The organism is Neopararhizobium haloflavum (assembly GCF_002750855.1).
In the GTDB taxonomy this organism is placed as follows: domain Bacteria; phylum Pseudomonadota; class Alphaproteobacteria; order Rhizobiales; family Rhizobiaceae; genus Georhizobium; species Georhizobium haloflavum.
Map to the genome: position 1 here is coordinate 529092 of NZ_NWUC01000001.1, position 17500 is coordinate 546591.

Annotated in this window: 12 protein-coding genes; 8 read left to right on the forward strand and 4 right to left on the reverse strand. The window is 64.0% G+C overall.

Annotated elements, in window-relative coordinates:
* Positions 1–480, reverse strand: coding sequence for an MgtC/SapB family protein (locus CN673_RS02665; protein ID WP_099865030.1), 480 nt, complete (start codon positions 478–480; stop codon positions 1–3).
* Between the two features lie 102 nt (positions 481–582).
* On the opposite strand from CN673_RS02665, the gene CN673_RS02670 reads away from it, so the two are divergent.
* From CN673_RS02670 to CN673_RS02695, 6 genes are all read left to right on the forward strand, one after another.
* On the forward strand, positions 583–768 hold the full coding sequence (locus CN673_RS02670) for a DUF3008 family protein (protein ID WP_099865031.1): 186 nt from the start codon (positions 583–585) through the stop codon (positions 766–768).
* Between the two features lie 11 nt (positions 769–779).
* The gene (locus CN673_RS02675) at positions 780–1133 is read left to right on the forward strand and encodes a hypothetical protein (protein WP_099864664.1); all 354 of its coding nucleotides are present in this window, start codon (positions 780–782) and stop codon (positions 1131–1133) included.
* An 85-nt stretch (positions 1134–1218) separates the two neighbouring features.
* Positions 1219–2109, forward strand: a complete 891-nt coding sequence (ku, locus tag CN673_RS02680) for a non-homologous end joining protein Ku (protein WP_099864665.1) — start codon at positions 1219–1221, stop codon at positions 2107–2109.
* Between the two features lie 12 nt (positions 2110–2121).
* Positions 2122–4698: a DNA ligase D gene (gene ligD / locus CN673_RS02685; protein WP_099864666.1), complete on the forward strand. Its 2577-nt coding sequence runs from the start codon at positions 2122–2124 to the stop codon at positions 4696–4698.
* 310 nt (positions 4699–5008) lie between these two features.
* Positions 5009–6256 carry an efflux RND transporter periplasmic adaptor subunit gene (locus tag CN673_RS02690; RefSeq protein WP_099864667.1) on the forward strand — a complete coding sequence of 416 codons (1248 nt, stop codon included), beginning with the start codon at positions 5009–5011 and terminating at the stop codon, positions 6254–6256.
* Positions 6257–6315: 59 nt separating this feature from the next.
* Entirely contained in the window at positions 6316–9507 is a 3192-nt protein-coding gene (locus CN673_RS02695; RefSeq protein ID WP_099864668.1) for an efflux RND transporter permease subunit, read from the forward strand.
* A gap of 57 nt (positions 9508–9564) precedes the next feature.
* Here the strand turns inward: CN673_RS02695 and CN673_RS02700 are convergent, their stop codons facing one another.
* Together CN673_RS02700 and CN673_RS02705 are read right to left on the reverse strand one after the other, a co-directional pair.
* Positions 9565–11196 (reverse strand): chloride channel protein, encoded by a 1632-nt coding sequence (locus CN673_RS02700; RefSeq protein WP_099864669.1) that lies wholly within the window; start codon positions 11194–11196, stop codon positions 9565–9567.
* 26 nt (positions 11197–11222) lie between these two features.
* On the reverse strand, positions 11223–11708 hold the full coding sequence (locus CN673_RS02705) for a thioesterase family protein (protein WP_099864670.1): 486 nt from the start codon (positions 11706–11708) through the stop codon (positions 11223–11225).
* 102 nt (positions 11709–11810) lie between these two features.
* Between CN673_RS02705 and CN673_RS02710 the strand changes: the two genes are divergently transcribed.
* The gene (locus tag CN673_RS02710; protein WP_099864671.1) at positions 11811–13223 is read left to right on the forward strand and encodes an FAD-binding oxidoreductase; all 1413 of its coding nucleotides are present in this window, start codon (positions 11811–11813) and stop codon (positions 13221–13223) included.
* A gap of 136 nt (positions 13224–13359) precedes the next feature.
* Entirely contained in the window at positions 13360–17250 is a 3891-nt protein-coding gene (locus CN673_RS02715; protein WP_099864672.1) for an AsmA family protein, read from the forward strand.
* On the opposite strand, the gene CN673_RS02720 is transcribed toward CN673_RS02715, so the two are convergent.
* Entirely contained in the window at positions 17245–17469 is a 225-nt protein-coding gene (locus tag CN673_RS02720) for a ribbon-helix-helix domain-containing protein (RefSeq protein ID WP_099864673.1), read from the reverse strand. The genes CN673_RS02715 and CN673_RS02720 overlap by 6 nt on opposite strands.
* Positions 17470–17500: the final 31 nt, after the last annotated feature.

Below are 17500 nucleotides of genomic sequence, written 5' to 3' on the forward strand. Positions count from 1 at the left end.
TCATTCCTTCAGCGACGTGATCGTCTCGAACTTGCGCAACAGGGTCAGGACAAGGACGCCGAGCACCGCGGCGGGAACGGCGATCATCCAGTAGCCGAAGCCGATCGAAAGCCCGATTGCGGCTGCGAGCCATACCCCGGCGCCTGTGGTCAGGCCCTTCACCTCACCCTTGGCGAAGACGATGAAGCCGGCGGCGAGGAATGCGACGCCGGCTGTGACCGCCTCGATGACGCGCAGCGGATCGATCCGCACTTCGTTGTCGCCAAGGCTGTCGGAATGGATCACTTCGGTCGCCAGCAGCGCGAAGGCCGCCGCGGCGGTCGACACCAACGCGTGGGTGCGCAGGCCCGCCGGCCGTGATTTCATTTCCCGTTCGAATCCGATGATGGCGCCGAAGAGCAGCGCACCGAAGAGCCTAGCCCACACGACCGGAGCCGGCAGGTAGGTGGTTTGCGTGATGTCGGCAATGATACTGTCCATCGCGCGATGAAATTCTCCATGAAGACTTTTGTTCCGACGGAACATTCGCCGTCTCATCCGATTTTTTGTGAATGGGGCTGCGATTCAGTTGGAGAGATGACCATGCCTGCAAAATCGAAGGCACAGCAGAAAGCAGCCGGCGCGGCACTTTCGGTCAAACGCGGCGAGACCAGGAAATCCGAACTCAAGGGCGCATCGAAACAGATGGTCGAGTCCATGAGCGAGAAGGAGCTGGAGGACATTGCCGAAACCAAGCGCAAGAACCTCCCAAAGAAGAAGTCATCGTGAGGAGCGCAGAAATGCCGGAACTGGGAAGGACAGGAGCCGACAACGCGATTGGTCTTTATCGTCTGGTGCCGATCGCGCGAGCCGACGACCCCAATTGGGACCGCGCACCGGGCCATGGCGAAATCGTCGTGGCGGCGCGCTCGCCAGCCGATGCGCGGCTTGTCGCAGCCGAGGCGGAGGGCGACTTTCTCGGTTCGGGCGCCAAGCCGGGCGACGGCAATTCCACGCTGATGGCGAGCGCGTTCCGGGACGACAAGCTCTATACCGTTATCGAAGAAGGTGAGGCGGATGGCGACATACGCCGCGGTGTCGTGTCCGGCCGCATCGGCTCGTCCGTCATCAAGCCCGATCAACTTCGCGATTGAGTGCGGGAACGACGGACCCACATTAGCGTTCGATTGATTATGACCGCGCCGATGCTGGTGCGGTAACCAGCGTCAGGAGCTTTCAATGGCTGCGCGTGCGATGTGGAAAGGGCAGCTGAGGCTGTCGCTCGTTTCGATCCCGGTCGAACTTTACAGCGCGACCCGGACGGGAGCGAGGGTTAGCTTCCGGCAGATCCACGAACCAACCGGCAAGCCCATCCGCTACGAGAAGGTCGTTGAAGGCCATGGGCCGGTCGACGCGGACGAGATCGTGAAGGGGTTTGAATACGAAAAGGGCAACTACGTCCTGCTTGACCCCGACGAGATCGAGGCGGTGAAGCTGGAGACGCGCAAGACGCTGGAACTCGTGCAGTTTGTCGGCGCGTGCGAGATACCGCCGCTCTATTACGACAAGCCCTACTATGTCGTTCCGACCGACGAGTTGGCGGAGGACGCCTATCGGGTCGTGCGAGATGCGCTACGCAACGCCGAGAAGGTCGGGCTGGGCCAGTTGGCAATGCGCGGCCACGAGTATCTGTGCGCCATTCGCCCCTGTGGCGACGGGCTGCTTCTGGAAACGCTCCATTACGCCGACGAAATCCGCAAGGCCGATCCGCTTTTCTCGGAGATCAGCGGCAAGGCGGCGGACGAGGAATTGCTGGAAGTCGCGACGGCGCTTATCGACCGGAAGACCGCCAAGTTCGATCCCAAGACCTTCAAGGATCATTATGCGGACGCCTTGCGCGACCTGATCGACGCCAAGACGAAAAACAAGAAATCGAAGCGGGTCGAGTCGGATGCGGATGAGCGCAAGCCACGCGGCGGCGACAACGTGGTCGATCTGATGTCGGCTCTGAAGAAGAGCCTTGAAACCTCGGACGGCAAACGCAAAACAACGTCTTCTACCCGAGGAAAATCCGCCGCCAAGGGAACGGCCGGCCGGTCCAAGGCGGCGCCCCGAAAGAAATCGGCCTGAGGTCCGATTGTCATGGCGCGGGCCGACCCGCTCACCACCTACAACGCCAAGCGCGACTTTTCGAAGACACGCGAGCCGAAGGGCAAACGTGGCCGCGCGCGCAAGTCGGGTCTGATCTTTCTCGTCCAGAAGCATGACGCGACGCGGCTGCACTACGACCTGCGCCTGGAATGGGGTGGTGTCCTCAAAAGCTGGGCGGTGACCCGTGGACCCAGTGTCGATCCGGGCGACAAGCGGCTGGCTGTCATGACCGAGGACCACCCGATGTCCTACGGCGAATTCGAGGGTGTCATCCCCCGGAAGGAATATGGCGGAGGAACGGTGATGCTGTGGGACAGCGGCACCTGGGAGCCGCTCCACGACCCGGAAGAGGGGCTCAAGGAAGGCAAACTGCATTTCCGGCTGCATGGCGAACGGATGACCGGCGGCTGGGCGTTGGTCCGCATGCGCGCGCGCAAATCAGAAAAGCGCGAGAACTGGCTGCTGATCAAGGAGCGCGACGAGGTCGCCGACAGCTATGACGGCAAGGATGGCGATGTCCTGACGAAGACGAATGTCACCAGCGTCAAGACCGGGCGCGGGATGAAGGAGATCGCCGCAGAGAAGGATGCGGTCTGGTCTTCGAAGGACAAACCCGCCGCCAGGACTGCCAAGGCCGAGGCTCAAAAGCCGAAGCAAATGCCAAAGCGTTCGGCGCGCGCCGCGATGCCTGATTTCGAGAGCCCGATGCTGGCGACGCTCGTTGATGAGGCTCCCGACGGCGGCGACTGGCTCCACGAGGTGAAATTCGATGGGTATCGGCTGCTCGGAGCGATCGGCGGCAAGGGTGTTCGTCTCTACACTCGCAACGGACTGGACTGGACAGAGAAGTTCCCCGATGTGGCGGCGGCGCTCGAAACGCTCGACTGCCGGAACGCGCTTGTGGACGGCGAGGTAATGGCCGCCGCGATCGATGACGGCGCCTCCGCGTTCTCGGCGTTGCAGAAGGCGATCAAGGCGCACGATCCTATGCGCTATTACGCCTTCGACCTGTTGTCTCTCGACGGAAAGGACCTGAAGTCCAAACCGTTGAGAGAACGCAAGGAAATGCTTCGCGATCTGCTTGAACGCTCGAAGTCCTCACCGGCTCTGCAATACAGCGAGCACGTGCGCGGGAAGGGCCCGGAGGTATTCCGCTCACTCTGCGCTGCCGGGCAGGAGGGCATCATCGCCAAGCGGGCGGATGGGGCCTATCGAAGTGGGCGCGGACGCGACTGGCTGAAGATCAAATGCACCAGGCGCCAGGAATTCGTCATCGGCGGCTATGCATCCTCGGACAAGCGCGGGCGCGCCTTCGCCTCCCTGCTGCTCGGCACGATGGAGGACGGCGAACTGATCTATCGCGGCCGCGTCGGAACGGGGTTTTCGGAAGACACACTGGCCGATCTTGGCGCCAGGCTGAAGAAGCGGGCGCGCAAGTCCATGCCTTTCATCAGCGTGCCGAAGGAATTCCAGCGCGGCGCGCGCTGGGTGACGCCCGATCTCGTTGCCGAGATCGATTTTGCCGAATTCACCGATGACGGCCATGTCCGCCATGGTTCCTTTCTCGGCCTGCGCGAGGACAAGCCGGCAAAGGCGGTGACGCTCGAGACAAAAGCGAAAGAAGGGAACAGGACCGTGGCCGCGGACGAACCATCTTCTGCCAAAAAGGGCGACGCCGCCGAGGTCATCGGCGTCAGGATCAGCAGTCCCGATCGGATCGTCTTTCCCAACCAGGGCGTTACCAAGATCGCCTTGGCCCAGTACTATGCGGTGGCAGCAGAACGCATGCTGCCGTTCGTCGCAAAGCATCCGGTGTCGCTGGTGCGTTGTCCACAGGGCAGGGCAAAGCAATGCTTCTTCCAGAAGCACGCAAGCGATGGCTTCCCCGAGGCGATCAAGCGCGTGCCGATCAAGGAGAATTCGGGCGAAACGGAAGAGTATATGGTGGTCGACGATGCTGCGGGCCTCGTCGCCGCCATACAGATGGGCACGATGGAATTTCATATCTGGGGCGCGACCACCGACGATCTCGAAAAGCCCGTGCGCATGGTCTTCGATCTCGATCCCGATGAACAGCTCACCTTCGAGGACGTCAAATCCGCGGCCGTCCTGATCCGCGATCGCCTTGCCGATCTCGGACTGAAGAGCCTTCCCATGGTCACCGGCGGCAAGGGCGTGCACGTCGTGGTGCCGTTGCAGCGCCGTGCCGCCTGGCCTGAGGTAAAGGCATTCGCCAAAGCCTTTGCTTCGGCGTGTGCCGGCGCAGAGCCGGGTCGCTTCGTCGCGACGATGTCGAAGGCGAAGCGCAAGGGCAAGATATTTATCGACTGGCTACGCAACGAGCGCGGTGCGACGGCCATCGCCCCGTATTCCACCCGGTCGCGCACAGGCGCGCCGGTTTCCGTGCCGGTCTCATGGGACGAACTTTCCGATCTGGCATCGGCCGATGCCTTCCAGATTGCCGACATGCCGGAACGGCTGGAGGCGGAAGATCCCTGGTCCGATGCAAAGTCGTGGCGCCAGTCCCTGACCAAGGCGATGCTCAAACGCATCGGCGCCGACGTTTGAAGCATCGAGAATTGCGGCCATCCTCATCACGATTGCGTCAACGTGGTCCTGGCCTCACCGCGCCCGCGCGCGCCAGATCTGCGGCTTTCGAGGCGCAAATTCTGGCCTTTCCGCTCTGATGTGGCGGGTCTATGCTTGAAGTGTGGAACTGCAGCTGCGCCGGTCACGGCGATAGCGGCCTCTTTCAGCTTGCGTTCAGGTAATGTTGCGTAATTGTAATCCAATATGAGATTGGCGGCGTGTTAAGCTGCCGATCAGGGACATTCGTTTCAGCCGCTGTCCGGCAGACGCGCATAGTTTGAGGATTTCAATGTCGGCATTCAAACAGAGCGTCAGCGCGCTCGTCATACTCGGCGTCGCTGGATTTGCCTGGATCAAGCTGGACCCCAATGCGGTCGCCACGCTTGCGAGCTACAATATCGACCATCCGATGCTGACGGCTTTGGCACCGTCGAATGCCAGCGAGACCCCGCAGGAAGGCGCCGGATCGGGCGGCGGTCCCGCAGCCGCAGGCCCGGGCGAGGCGCGCATGGTGGTGGTTGCCCCAGCGGGCACGGCGGAAGTCAACGACCGGCTGACGGCGATCGGCGACGGCGAGGCCGTCAACTCGGTCAATGTCACACCGTACGTTACCGGCAATCTGGACGAAGTCCTCGTTCAATCCGGCCAGCGTGTGGAAGCAGGCGATGTTCTGGCACGCCTTGCCTCGGAAGAGCAGACGATAGCGGTCGAGCGGGCTCGTCTGGATCTTGAGAACATGGAGAACACGCTGCAGCGCAGACAGACGCTGCGCGACAGTTCGGCGGCCGCGATCTCCAATGTCGAGGTGACGGAGGCGGAGCTTGCGGTCCAGACCGCGCAGCTTGAGCTGCGCGAGGCTGAGCTCAATCTGTCGCGCCGCGCGATCACTGCGCCGATCTCGGGGGTCATCGGTATCGTGTCGGTCAATCCGGGCGACTATGTCACGACCGATGCCGAAATCGTCCGCATCGACGACCGCTCCGAATTGCTCGTCGACTTTTGGGTGCCTGAGCGCTTCGCAAGCATGATCGAGGTCGGGCAGCCGGTCTCAGCGCGCGCCATTTCCAACGCCGATCGGCAATATGACGGCGAAATCTACGCCGTCGACAACCGGATCGATCCGGAAAGCCGGACGCTGTGGGTGCGGGCGGCCATTCCCAATGAAGACGATCGGCTGCGCGCCGGCATGGCGTTCTCCGTGGCGATGACCTTTGACGGCGATACCTATCCGACCGTCGATCCTCTGTCGGTGCAATGGAGCGCGGACGGCTCGTTCGTCTGGCGTATCGACGGCGATCGCAGCGAGCGTGTGCCGGTCCGCATCGTGCAGCGCAACTCCGATTCCATTCTGGTCGATGCCGATATCGAGGCTGGCGACCGGATCATCACCGAGGGGCTGATGCAGTTGCGTGACGGTGCGACCGTCATGGTCGCCAATGAGAGCGAAGACCAGGTCGGCCAGATCCCGATGCCGGTCGCCGAGAATCTGGTGACGCGCACCGACACACTGCCTGCACGCCGGCCTTCCGGCTCCTGAGCGTCACCGCGCCGGTCTGCGTTCATTGGCCGGTCCAGAGATTTTGGGGATATTGAGCGATGAGCCCAACGGAAGTCGGACCGAAGAAGGACGGGCAGGACGCCTTGCCGCCTGACGGCCATGACGACGACGCCGTCCTCGCCGACCGTTCCACCGGCGGCATCGCGATTTTCGTGCGCCGTCCGATCTTCGCCTTCGTGCTCAACGCGCTGATCATCGTCGCCGGTCTTGCCGGCTTTTTCGGCATCGAAGTGCGCGAACTGCCGGATGTCGACCGGCCCGTCATCTCGATCCGTACCGAATTCACCGGCGCCGCACCCGAGACGATCGACCGCGAGGTCACGGAGGTCGTCGAAGGCGCCGTCGCGCGTGTCTCGGGCGTCAAGTCGATCTCGTCGTCTTCCGAATTCGGCGACAGCCGCGTCACCATCGAGTTCAACGACAATGTCGATCTGAACGTCGCCGCCTCGGATGTGCGTGACGCGATGGGGCGCGCCGCCTTCCAGTTGCCCGAAGATTCGGACGATCCGATCATCATCAAGGCGGACGCCGACGCGCAGGCCATCATGCGCCTGGCGGTGACGGCCGACAGCATGAACATCGAGGACCTGACGGTGCTCGTGGAAGACGAGGTCGTCGATCGTCTTGCGGCTGTGGAAGGGGTCGCAGACGTTCAGGTCTATGGCGACCGCGAGAAGATTTTCCAGGTCGATGTCGATCAGTCGAAGCTCGCCAGCCGCGGCCTGACCGTCGCGGATTTGCGGCAGGTGCTGGATTCGGTCTCCTATGACGTTCCGGCCGGCTCGCTCTCCAGCGCCAATCAGGATCTCGTGGTGCGGGCAACCGCCGAGGTGACGAGTCCGGCCGAATTCGAGGCGCTTTATATCGATGGCCGCGTGCGCGTTGCCGATGTCGCCGTCGTCACGCTCGAGGCCGATGACGCCGCCAGCGGTCTTCGCTCCAACGGGCGGACCGGGATCGGCATGGGCATCATCCGGCAGGCCCAGTCCAACACGCTCGACATTTCCTCCGGCGTGGAGGATGCGGTCTCGATGCTGCGCAGCGAGGTGCTGCCGGAAGGCACCGACATCCGGATCACCAGCGACGACGCCGTTTTCATCCAGGGGGCGCTGCATGAGGTCGAGATCGCGCTCGCCGTTTCGGTCGTGGCCGTGCTGATCGTGATCTTCCTCTTCCTGGGAGACTGGCGCGCAACGCTGATCCCGATGCTGACGTTGCCGGTCGCGCTGATCGGCACGCTTGCGGCGATCTACCTCGCCGGCTTCTCCCTCAACATTCTCACCATGCTCGCCATCGTCCTTGCCACGGGGCTCGTTGTGGACGACGCGATCATCGTGCTCGAAAACATCGTGCGGCGCCGCGCGCAGGGCGTCGGGCGACGTGCTGCGGCAGTCGTCGGCACGCGCGAGATGTTCTTTGCGGTCGTCACCACCACCGCAACGCTTGCTGCCGTCTTCGTTCCCATCTCCTTCCTGCCTGGCCAGACGGGGGGACTTTTCCGCGAATTCGGGTTTGTCCTGGCGTTCTCGGTCGGCCTGTCGTCGCTCGTCGCGCTCACCCTTTGCCCGATGCTCGCGTCGATCATGCTGACCAAGGATGCCGTGCGCCATCATGGACAAGGAAAGCAGTCGCTGCTCGGTCGGTTCGGTGGGGGCATCGCGTCGCTTTACGGACGTGCGCTCAGCGTATGTCTCGGCGCGCCTTTTGTCGTTGTGCTCATTGCCGGGCTTTTCCTTGTCGCCGGCTTTCTCGCGGTCGGGACCGTGCGCCAGGAACTGACGCCGCGGGAGGATCGGTCCTTCGCGCTGATGCGCATCTCCGCGCCGCAGGGTGTCAGTCTCGATTACATGAACACCCAGGTCCGCGCGATCGAGGCACAGTTGCAGCCGCTCGTCGAGAGCGGCGAGATCATCAATATCTTCACCAACACGGGCTCGGGCGGCGAGCCGAACAGCGCCTTCGTCGTCATGACGCTGGCACCGTGGGGCGAGCGCGAGCGCTCGCAGGCCGAGATCGTCGAGGATATCAATGCGGCGACGGCGCAGGTCCCCTCGGTTCGCGCCTTCGCCATCCAGCCGAACAGTCTCGGCATTCGCGGCGCGGGCAACGGGCTGCAGTTCGCCATTGTCGGCAACACCTATGAAGGCATTGCCGCTTCGGCGGAAACGATCGTCGAGCGGCTCGAAAACGATGCACGCTTCAATCAGGTGCGTCTGTCCTATGAGACGACCCAGCCGCAGCTGTTCGTCGCGATCAACCGCGAACGCGCGCATGATCTCGGTATCGACATCACCGGTCTTTCCGACACCATTCAGGCGATGGTCGACGGGCGCGAGGTCGGCGAGGTCTTCGTCGAAGGCCGTGCGGTGCCGGTCATGATCGAATCGACGACCAATCCGATCAACGATCCGACGGATCTGGAGAACATCTTCCTGCGGACCGCCGACGGGCAGAATGTGCCGATGTCGACCATCGCCACCGTCGAGGAACGCGCCATCGCGCCGGAACTTGACCGCGAGGAACAGCTGAGGTCGGTCACCATCAATGCGGCCCTCGTCGGCGAATTCGCGCTCGGCACCGCGCTCACCGAAGTCGAGGCGATGGCCGCGGAGGTGCTGACGGCCGATCAGCGCATCATCCCGCTCGCCGAAGCGGCGACGCTGGAAGAAAACGCCAGCGGCATGATCGTCACGTTCGGTTTCGCCGTCCTGATCATCTTCCTGGTGTTGTCGGCCCAGTTCGAAAGCTTCATCGGCGCTGTCATCGTCATGGCAACCGTGCCGCTCGGATTGGCCTGCGCCATATTCGCGCTGATCCTCACCGGCGGGACGCTGAACATCTACAGTCAGATCGGGCTCGTGCTCCTCGTCGGGATCATGGCCAAGAACGGCATTCTCATCGTCGAGTTCGCCGATCAGTTGCGCGATCGCGGCAAGTCCGTGCGCGAGGCAATCGAACAGGCCTGCGCCATCCGTCTGCGGCCGGTCATGATGACGATGATCGCCACCATCATCGGCGGGGTTCCGCTGGTGCTGGCATCGGGTGCTGGCGCGGAGGCGCGCATTGCACTCGGCTGGATCATCGTCGGCGGGCTTGCGCTTGCCGTTCTGGCAACGCTTTTCGTCACGCCCGTGGCCTATCTGCTCTTGGCGCGGTTCACGAAGCCGCGCGCGAGCGAGGAGGCCCGGCTGTTGCAGGAGCTGGACGAGGCGGCTGCCCTGAGATCTTAGCGCGCAAGGGCTCCGGCGAGCTGCGAGGCACAGAGGCGAAGCGCCGGGCGGCAGGTCTCAGCGGTGCTCTTCTTCACTCGCTGCGATCAGGCGGCGGTTGTAGTGCTCAAGTGCCTTGATCTGCGTCGCCCAGGCGATGATGCGCCGGCTGTCCCTGTCATCGAGAACGGGGAGGCGGGAATGTCCGCCCGTGTCGAACAGGCGCAGGGCCTTGTCCAGCGTGTCGCCGGCCTTCAGCGCAGCCTCGCCCTTTTCCTCGTCGAAGATTTCCGCCTCGCCTTCGACCGGTTCCATGAAGTCCATCACGCGGATATTGCGCTTCAAGGCGTTGTGGGGTCCGTCCTGAACGAAAAGGCCGCGCAATTCGAGTTGCCAGTGGAAATAGGAGCGGCCGTGGATCGCCTGATTCATGCCGTGGGCGATGGCGACGCTGAGCAGCAACGCGACGGACAGCGCATAGCCGCCGGTAAGTTCGAACACGATCATCGTCGTGGAAATCGGGGCGCCAAGCACGGCACCTGCGACCGCACCCATGCCGAGGATGGAATAGAGCGCCTGGCTCGAGGCGAGGTCGGGAAACAGCGATGCGGCGATGATGCCGAAAGCGCCGCCGGTCATTGCGCCGAGATAGAGCGAGGGCGAGAAGATGCCTCCACCGAACCGCGAAGCCAGCGTGATGGCGGTCGCCGCCGCCTTGACGACAATGAGCGTCAGCATTGTGACGAGCGACAGCTGTCCCCAAAGCGCCATGTCGGTGACCTCGTAGCCGACCCCGAGTATCTGCGGGAAGAAGACCGCGATCGCACCGATGATCATGCCGCCGACCACCGGGCGCAGCCACAACGGTATGGTGACGAGACGTGCCAGGTAGTCGGCGGAAAACAGGGCGAACTGGAACCCGACCGCCACGATGGCGGCCACGACGCCGAGAAGAGCGAAGGCGGGGAATTCCCAATAGGACGTCACGTTGTAGGCCGGCACGAGGAAGGCGGCCGAATCACCGAAATGCAGGCGCGACATGACGCCGGCGACGCTCGACGCGATGACGATCGGCACGAAGGAACGCATCGCGTAGTGGCCGAGAATGACCTCGTGGGCAAACAACACGCCGGCGATCGGGGCGTTGAAGCTCGCCGAGATCGCCGCAGCCACGCCGGCCCCCAGCAAGGTGCGGCGGTTCCATTCGGGCAGGGCGAGATGTCGCCCGATGCCGCTTGCAAGGGTCGCGCCGAGATGGACCACCGGGCCTTCACGGCCGGCGCTGGCGCCCGCTCCGAGCGAGATCACCGTAGCGATCGACGACAGGATGCCTTCGCGAAAGCCGATCTGGCGACCGGTGATGGCGCGCGTTTCGATGACATCCGCCACTCCCTGGGGTCGTCGGGAGGGAAGCAGGAACTGCAGCATGAGGCCGACGACGAGTCCGCCCGCGGCCGGCGCGGCCAGAATCACGTACCAGGGCACCCTGCGCGTTGCGCTGAGGACGTGCTCGGTGCTGTCGCCCAGCCATAGCAACTGGACGAGCCCGATCCCCTCGCGAAACGCGATTGCCGCAATGGCAACGCCGATGCCGACCGCAAGGGACAGGACCCAGAGCCGCATCCGCTTGTCCTGGCGGAAGGCACGAACGTTCGGTGCGATCCAGGATCGCAATAGGGCCGGAAGTTGCAGCAGATAGTGCGACGGCATTGCGCCTCTCGGGGTCGATCGGCGGATCAGGCGGTCTTGCGCGTGAGCGCGATTGAGCGTCCAGCCCGCTCGGGCATCGGCAAGGCGGCATGCGCGTCCTGCAGATCAGCGAAACGCTGTGCGACGTCCGGCGGAAAAGGCACGACCTTTGGCCCGTTCATGTCGACATGCAGCAGAACGCTCTCACTGGTCGCGGACAGCCAGCCATCGGCATGAAAAAGCTCCTGATAGAAGCGGGTCTTGCGATCGTCGTGCTCCAGAAGCTGGACGGTGGTGCGGGTCTCTGCGCCAACCTTGAGTTCGCGCAGATAGCAAATATGCGTTTCGGCCGTGAAGAAGCTGAGGCCGCGCTCCTTGACGTAGCTCGCTCCGCAGCCGAGCGCTTCGAACATATGATCGATCGCGTGATCGAACAGCACGTTGTAGTAAGCCATGTTGAGATGGCCATTATGGTCGATCCATTCCTGCCTGACGATTTCAGGCGGGGCTCGGAACGGAGCCTCGAATTGCATGGGCATTCCTTCGCATCATGGGTGGACAGCACATAGCGGTTCGTCACATTACCGGATGACGACGGGGCGGCAAGGGCGTCTCGGGAAGCAGGGAGGCGAGGAATGGCCATAGCCGACATCAGGACCGGTGAACGCAACGATGCCGGCATCCGGCAGGTGGTGGATATCCTGAAACAGCAATTCGGTGAACGGCTGCAGACCGGCGAGGCGTTTCGGGCGCAGCATGCCCACACCACGACCTATATCGCGCCGCAATTGCCCGACGCCGTGGTATTTGCCGAAACCGCCGACGAGGTGAAGGCAGTCGTGCGGCTGGCCGCCGCGCATCGCGTCCCGGTCATTCCCTTCGGCGTCGGCACCTCGCTGGAAGGCCAAGTCAATGCGCCGAGCGGCGGCATCTCGATCGACTTGTCGCGTATGGACAAGGTGCTTCAGGTCAACGCCGAGGACCTCGACTGCACGGTGGAGCCCGGCATCACGCGGGTCGCGCTGAACACCTATCTGCGCGACACCGGCCTTTTCTTTCCGATCGACCCGGGCGCCAACGCCTCGATCGGCGGCATGACCTCGACCAGAGCGTCCGGCACGAATGCGGTGCGCTACGGGACGATGCGCGACAACGTCATCGCGGTGACGGCGGTCACTGCGACGGGCGAGGAAATCCGCACGGGACACCGGGCACGAAAGTCATCGGCCGGGTACGATCTGACGCGCCTTTTCGTCGGGGCGGAGGGGACACTTGGCGTCATCACCTCGGTGACGCTCAAGCTGTCGGGCGTGCCGCAGGCGATCTCGGGAGGCGTTTGTCCGTTCGGCAGTGTGGAGGATGCCTGCAACGCCGTCATCATGACGATCCAGATGGGCATCCCCGTCGCCCGGATCGAACTGCTCGATGCGCTGCAGATGAAAGCCTGCAACGCGTATTCCGGGCTCGACTATCCTGATGCGCCGGCGCTCTTCGTCGAGTTTCACGGCACGGAAGCGTCGGTGCGCGAACAGGCGGCGACCTTCGGCGAGATCGCCGCGGAGTGCGGGGGCGGTGCGTTCTTGTGGGAGACCGACCCGGAGGCGCGCAATCGCCTCTGGAAGGCGCGCCACGACGCCTACTTCGCCGCGCTCCAATTGAGGCCGGGCGCCGGCACCTTCGCCACGGATGTGTGCGTCCCGATCTCCAGGCTTGCCGAATGCGTGCGCGAGACGCAGGAGGATATCGCCGCAAACGGACTGATGGCGCCGATCGTCGGGCATGCCGGGGACGGCAACTTCCACGTCATGGTCCTGATGGATATGGCCGATAGTGGAGAGATCGACAGAGCCGAGGCCTTCGTCGAGCGGCTGAATGCCCGCGCGCTTGCCATGGACGGCACCTGCACCGGCGAACACGGCATCGGCCAGGGTAAACAGCGCTTTCTTGGCGAGGAGATCGGCGACGGCGTTGATCTGATGCGCGCCATCAAAACAGCCCTCGACCCGCAAAACATCATGAATCCGGGTAAAATCTTTGCGCTTTCGTGATTCTGTGACTATGCCTCACGAGGGTGGGGCTCGGGGCCCATGCCGGTCTTGCCATCGCTCCGGCATCCCGACGCTTTAGAAAAGCCAAGCATCGCGGCGGCCAAAACGGTCCGTCGCCCTCATCCTGGCGGAGGATATGACGCTGGCGCGCGTATTTGTGTTTATCGGAGGGTTGGTCGTTGTCGCGCTATTTGCTGCGCTGATCGGGCCGCTCTTCATCGATTGGACGAGCTATCGCGAGGATTTCGAGCGCGAGGCCAGCCGTATTCTTGGCCAGGATGTCGTCGTGCACGGCAGCGCGGATGCGCGCCTTCTCCCGTTTCCATCGGTAACGTTCAACGACGTTGAGGTCGGCACGCGCGCAAGCGGTGATCCGATGATGCGCATCGAGCGCTTCTCCATGGACGCCGAACTGGCGCCATTCCTCAGCGGCGAAATCCGGATCTTCGACATGCGGATCGAAGAGCCTGTCCTGAATATCGAACTGGCCGAGGACGGCTCGCTCGACTGGGCGCGGCGCCCGACTGCCGGCCTGCCGGGCGGCACGGTGGTCTTCGAGCGTATCCGTGTCAGCGACGCCGTTGTCGTCATCGACGACCAGCAGAACGGCAGGACGCATCGGATCGACGATCTCGACACTGTCGTGTCGGCCTCTTCACTCGCCGGTCCGTGGCGGCTGGAAGGTACGGGCACGGTCGACGGCGAGTCCGGGGCCTTCTCGATCTCCACAGGCGCGCTCGACGCCGACGGCTCCATCCGCATCCGCAGTCGTCTGCTGCCCGACGGTCATCCGATTTCGCTGGAACTGGACGGCAGTGCCGAGATCGACGACATGAAGCCGCGCTACGCCGGCAATTTCACGGTTCAGGTGCTCGACCTGCCCGAGGAAAGCGCGCCCGATGCGACCCCTGCCGGCACGACGGTACGCGGCACCGGTCTGTTCGAGGCCGACAGCAAGCGGCTGCGCGTGAACGAGTATCGACTTGAAGTCGGTGCCAGCGCCGATCCCTATGTCGTGACCGGCGAGGCAACGATCGACACCGGCGAGCAACCGGAGTTCCTGCTGATCGCCGACGGACAGCAGATCAATGTCGACCGCCTCCAATCGGGCGCCGAGGCGACGGCCGAAGACGAATCGCAAACCGCGCCGCTTTCGGCCGCGGAGCGGATCGCGACGTTCCGCCGTATCGTGGAGCGGATTCCCATTCCCGACCTTCCCGGCCGAGTCAGCGTCGTGCTGCCGGCCGTGATCTTCGGCGAGACGACATTGCGCGAGGTCAGCATCGATGCGCGCCCGGATGGTCGCCGCTGGCGGGTCGACCGTTTCGCCGCCGCGTTGCCGGGACGCACGCAGTTGGAGGCAAGCGGCGAGCTCGGCCTTGGTGATGCCTTCGGCTTTCACGGCGATCTCGTCCTGGCGTCCAACCAGCCGAGTGGCTTTGCGGCCTGGCTCAGCGACGACGTCAATCCCGCCATTCGTGGCTTGGACGCGGCAGGTCTGGAGGCGCGTGTCGACCTGACCGAGCGCATGCAGCGCTTTCGAGATCTCGAACTGGTTGTCGGCGAAGCCACGCTCAACGGACGGTTTGAACGCGTCGTGCAGGATCGGGGACCCTCACTCAGCTTCGACATGGCAGGCGATCGCTTCGACCTGACGGCATTGAGGGCGCTTGTCGACCTCTTCGCCGGACCGGACAATGCCCGCCGGCTCGTCGGCCACGACGTGGCGGCGCGTCTGCGTGCCGAGCGCTTCTCCGCATATGGCGTTGAGATGGGCGGCGTCGACACGGCCTTTACGTTCCAGGACGGTATCCTCGATGTCGATCGTCTGGAAATCGCCGATCTTGCTGGCGCGGCGATCGACGGCGGCGGCACGTTCAGCGAGCTGATCTCCGATCCGCAGGGCGAGGCGTCCTTCACCATCACTGCTGAAGAACCGGCTGGCTTCCTCGCTCTTGTGGAGCGTCTGGGCGGATCGGGCCTCGACCTTGGCTCGCTCAGCAGCAATGCCGATCTGTTCGGCCCGGCCGCGCTCGAGGTCGCGATGCGCCTCGGCAGCGCGCGTGAGAGCGCTTCGGCATCGGCGTCGGGCTACGACCTTGTCGTCGGCGGCGAGGCCGGCGGCAGCACGATCGACTTTCGTGCCGAAAGCGATGCGCCGCTGGGTGCGTGGCGCGATGCGCCGCTGGCGCTCGATATGCGGCTCGTCAATCCGCGCACGGAGCGTTTGCTGGCACAGATGGGTCTGCCGGTGCTGCCCTTCTATGTGGGTGGGCCCGGCGAACTGTCCGCCACGTTCGATGGGCCGCTTTTCGAAATGGCCAATGTCGCGTTGAATCTGAGCACGGCAGATGCGTCGTTGTCTGCCAGCGGCCGCATGCGGATGGCGCAAGAGCGTATCGAGGAAGGTGCTTTCGACGTCGCGCTCCAAGCCGGCGACCTCGAACCCTATCTCCTGCTGGCCGGCGTGGGTCTGCCCGGTTTCGGCACCGGCCTGCCAGTCGACCTTTCTGCCGGTGTAGCGTTGGATTCCGAGCATTGGCGCTTTTCCGCCCTTGAGGGCACGCTTGCCGACAACGCCGTCTCGGCCGATCTGACGATGAGCCGGGAACCTTCCCCTGAGATTGAGGGAAACCTGGCTCTCGATACTCTCGATCTCGAATGGCTTGCCGAAAGTCTTTATGGTCAGCCCTTGCGTTCCCTTCAGGATGAAGGCTGGTCGACCCGCGAATTTCCAACGGTTGCCGCGCTGCCTTTTTCAGGTGAGATCTCCGTTCGCGCCGACCGGGCCTATTTCGGGATTGCCGAAGCGGCCGAAAGGTTTTCCGCCGATCTTGCCTATGGAGACGGCGAACTCAGATTCGCCAATCTCGCCGCCGATTGGCTCGGGGGTACCCTTGCGGGCAATCTCACCCTTGCCAACCGGGCAGGCTCCGGCGTCTTGCAGATGCAGATGCAACTCGCCGACAGCTTCCTGACGCGCCTTCTCGGCACCGGTGAGGAGCAATCGCCCGTCAGCGGCCGGGCCGATCTTGCACTTTCGCTGGAAGGCAGCGGCAAGTCTGCCGAGGCGCTCGCCGGATCGTTCACAGGCTCGGGCGCCCTGACGCTTACCCAGTTGCAGATCGCGGGCCTGCGCAGCGAAGCCTTCGCCGACATCCTTGCTGCCGCAGATGAAGAGAACTTCGAGATCGAGGCGCCGGCGATTGCCGAGCTTGCCCGCGGCGCGATTGCCGATGGTCTGTTCGCCGTCGATCAGGCGACCGTTCCCCTGACGATCGCCGGAGGCGTGGCGCGGGCCTCCAACATCGTTCTGGAAAATCCCGACCTGTCGTTGCGCGGCGGCGGCTCGGCCGACATTGCGGCGGGCACGATCGAGGCAAGCTTCACGGCGGCCTTCGATGCGGGGGAAGAGAGCCTGCCGGGCGCCACGCCGGCGCTGCGGTTGTCGTTCAGCGGACCGGTTGCGTCCCCGCAGCGAACGATCGATGCGACCGAGATGGCCAATTTCCTTTCGTTGCGCGCTTATGAGCGCGAACGCCGCCGTGTCGAGCGAGTTCAGGCAGCCGTCCTTGAAAAGCAGCGGTTGCGCCGGGAGGCGGCGGAACTGCGTGCCACTATCGAGGCGCGGGCCGAGGCACGCGCGGCAGAGGCTGCGCGGCGCGAACGCGAGGAAGCCGCGCGCCGGGCCGCCGAAGAAGCCCGCATTGCCGAAGAGGCTGCGCGCGCGGAACGGCAGGCGGCGGAAGACGCGGCGCGGGCGGCCGCCGAGGCGGCCCGCCAGGCGGCGGAGGAAGAGGCGCGGCAGCCTGTGCCACCCCCGGCGGTGGACGTTCCCATTCCCGGCCAGTTTCCCATCGCGCCCGGCGAAGCTGTGGAGGAGGGCGCTCCCCTTGCGCCTCCGCAATCGACGCCGACACCTGCCGAGCCGACGCCGGCCCCTGCGCCTCAGCCCGAGCCGCTGCCGCAGCTCAATTTCGAAGATCTTCCGGGTGTTTCGCCCGATGATGGTCTCGGCAATCTATAGCGCTTTGCCGGATCTTGCCCATTCGAGCACGTAGAGCCTGATCGCCGAGGATAGATTTCCGCCGCGTCCGATGCGCGCCTCGTCTATTTCGCGAATGAGGGCTGCAAGGCTGAGGCCGCGCTGCGTGGCGATCGACGCCGCCCCGTCCCAGAAAGCATCCTCCAGAGACAGGCTTGTGCGATGGCCGGCGATGGTAACGGAACGCTTCCTGATCACCATCTGCGCGCCTCGCTGCTTGCGTGTAGAGACG

Bases quoted from the DNA above. Each gene is read 5' to 3' on its own strand.
- CN673_RS02715 (WP_099864672.1), top strand. From the start codon at position 13,360: ATGACGCTGGCGCGCGTATTTGTGTTTATCGGAGGGTTGGTCGTTGTC.
- CN673_RS02690 (WP_099864667.1), top strand. From the start codon at position 5,009: ATGTCGGCATTCAAACAGAGCGTCAGCGCGCTCGTCATACTCGGCGTC.
- CN673_RS02695 (WP_099864668.1), top strand. From the start codon at position 6,316: ATGAGCCCAACGGAAGTCGGACCGAAGAAGGACGGGCAGGACGCCTTG.
- ku (WP_099864665.1), top strand. From the start codon at position 1,219: ATGGCTGCGCGTGCGATGTGGAAAGGGCAGCTGAGGCTGTCGCTCGTT.
- CN673_RS02675 (WP_099864664.1), top strand. From the start codon at position 780: ATGCCGGAACTGGGAAGGACAGGAGCCGACAACGCGATTGGTCTTTAT.
- CN673_RS02665 (WP_099865030.1), bottom strand. From the start codon at position 480: ATGGACAGTATCATTGCCGACATCACGCAAACCACCTACCTGCCGGCT.
- CN673_RS02710 (WP_099864671.1), top strand. From the start codon at position 11,811: ATGGCCATAGCCGACATCAGGACCGGTGAACGCAACGATGCCGGCATC.
- CN673_RS02720 (WP_099864673.1), bottom strand. From the start codon at position 17,469: ATGGTGATCAGGAAGCGTTCCGTTACCATCGCCGGCCATCGCACAAGC.
- CN673_RS02700 (WP_099864669.1), bottom strand. From the start codon at position 11,196: ATGCCGTCGCACTATCTGCTGCAACTTCCGGCCCTATTGCGATCCTGG.
- CN673_RS02705 (WP_099864670.1), bottom strand. From the start codon at position 11,708: ATGCAATTCGAGGCTCCGTTCCGAGCCCCGCCTGAAATCGTCAGGCAG.
- ligD (WP_099864666.1), top strand. From the start codon at position 2,122: ATGGCGCGGGCCGACCCGCTCACCACCTACAACGCCAAGCGCGACTTT.
- CN673_RS02670 (WP_099865031.1), top strand. From the start codon at position 583: ATGCCTGCAAAATCGAAGGCACAGCAGAAAGCAGCCGGCGCGGCACTT.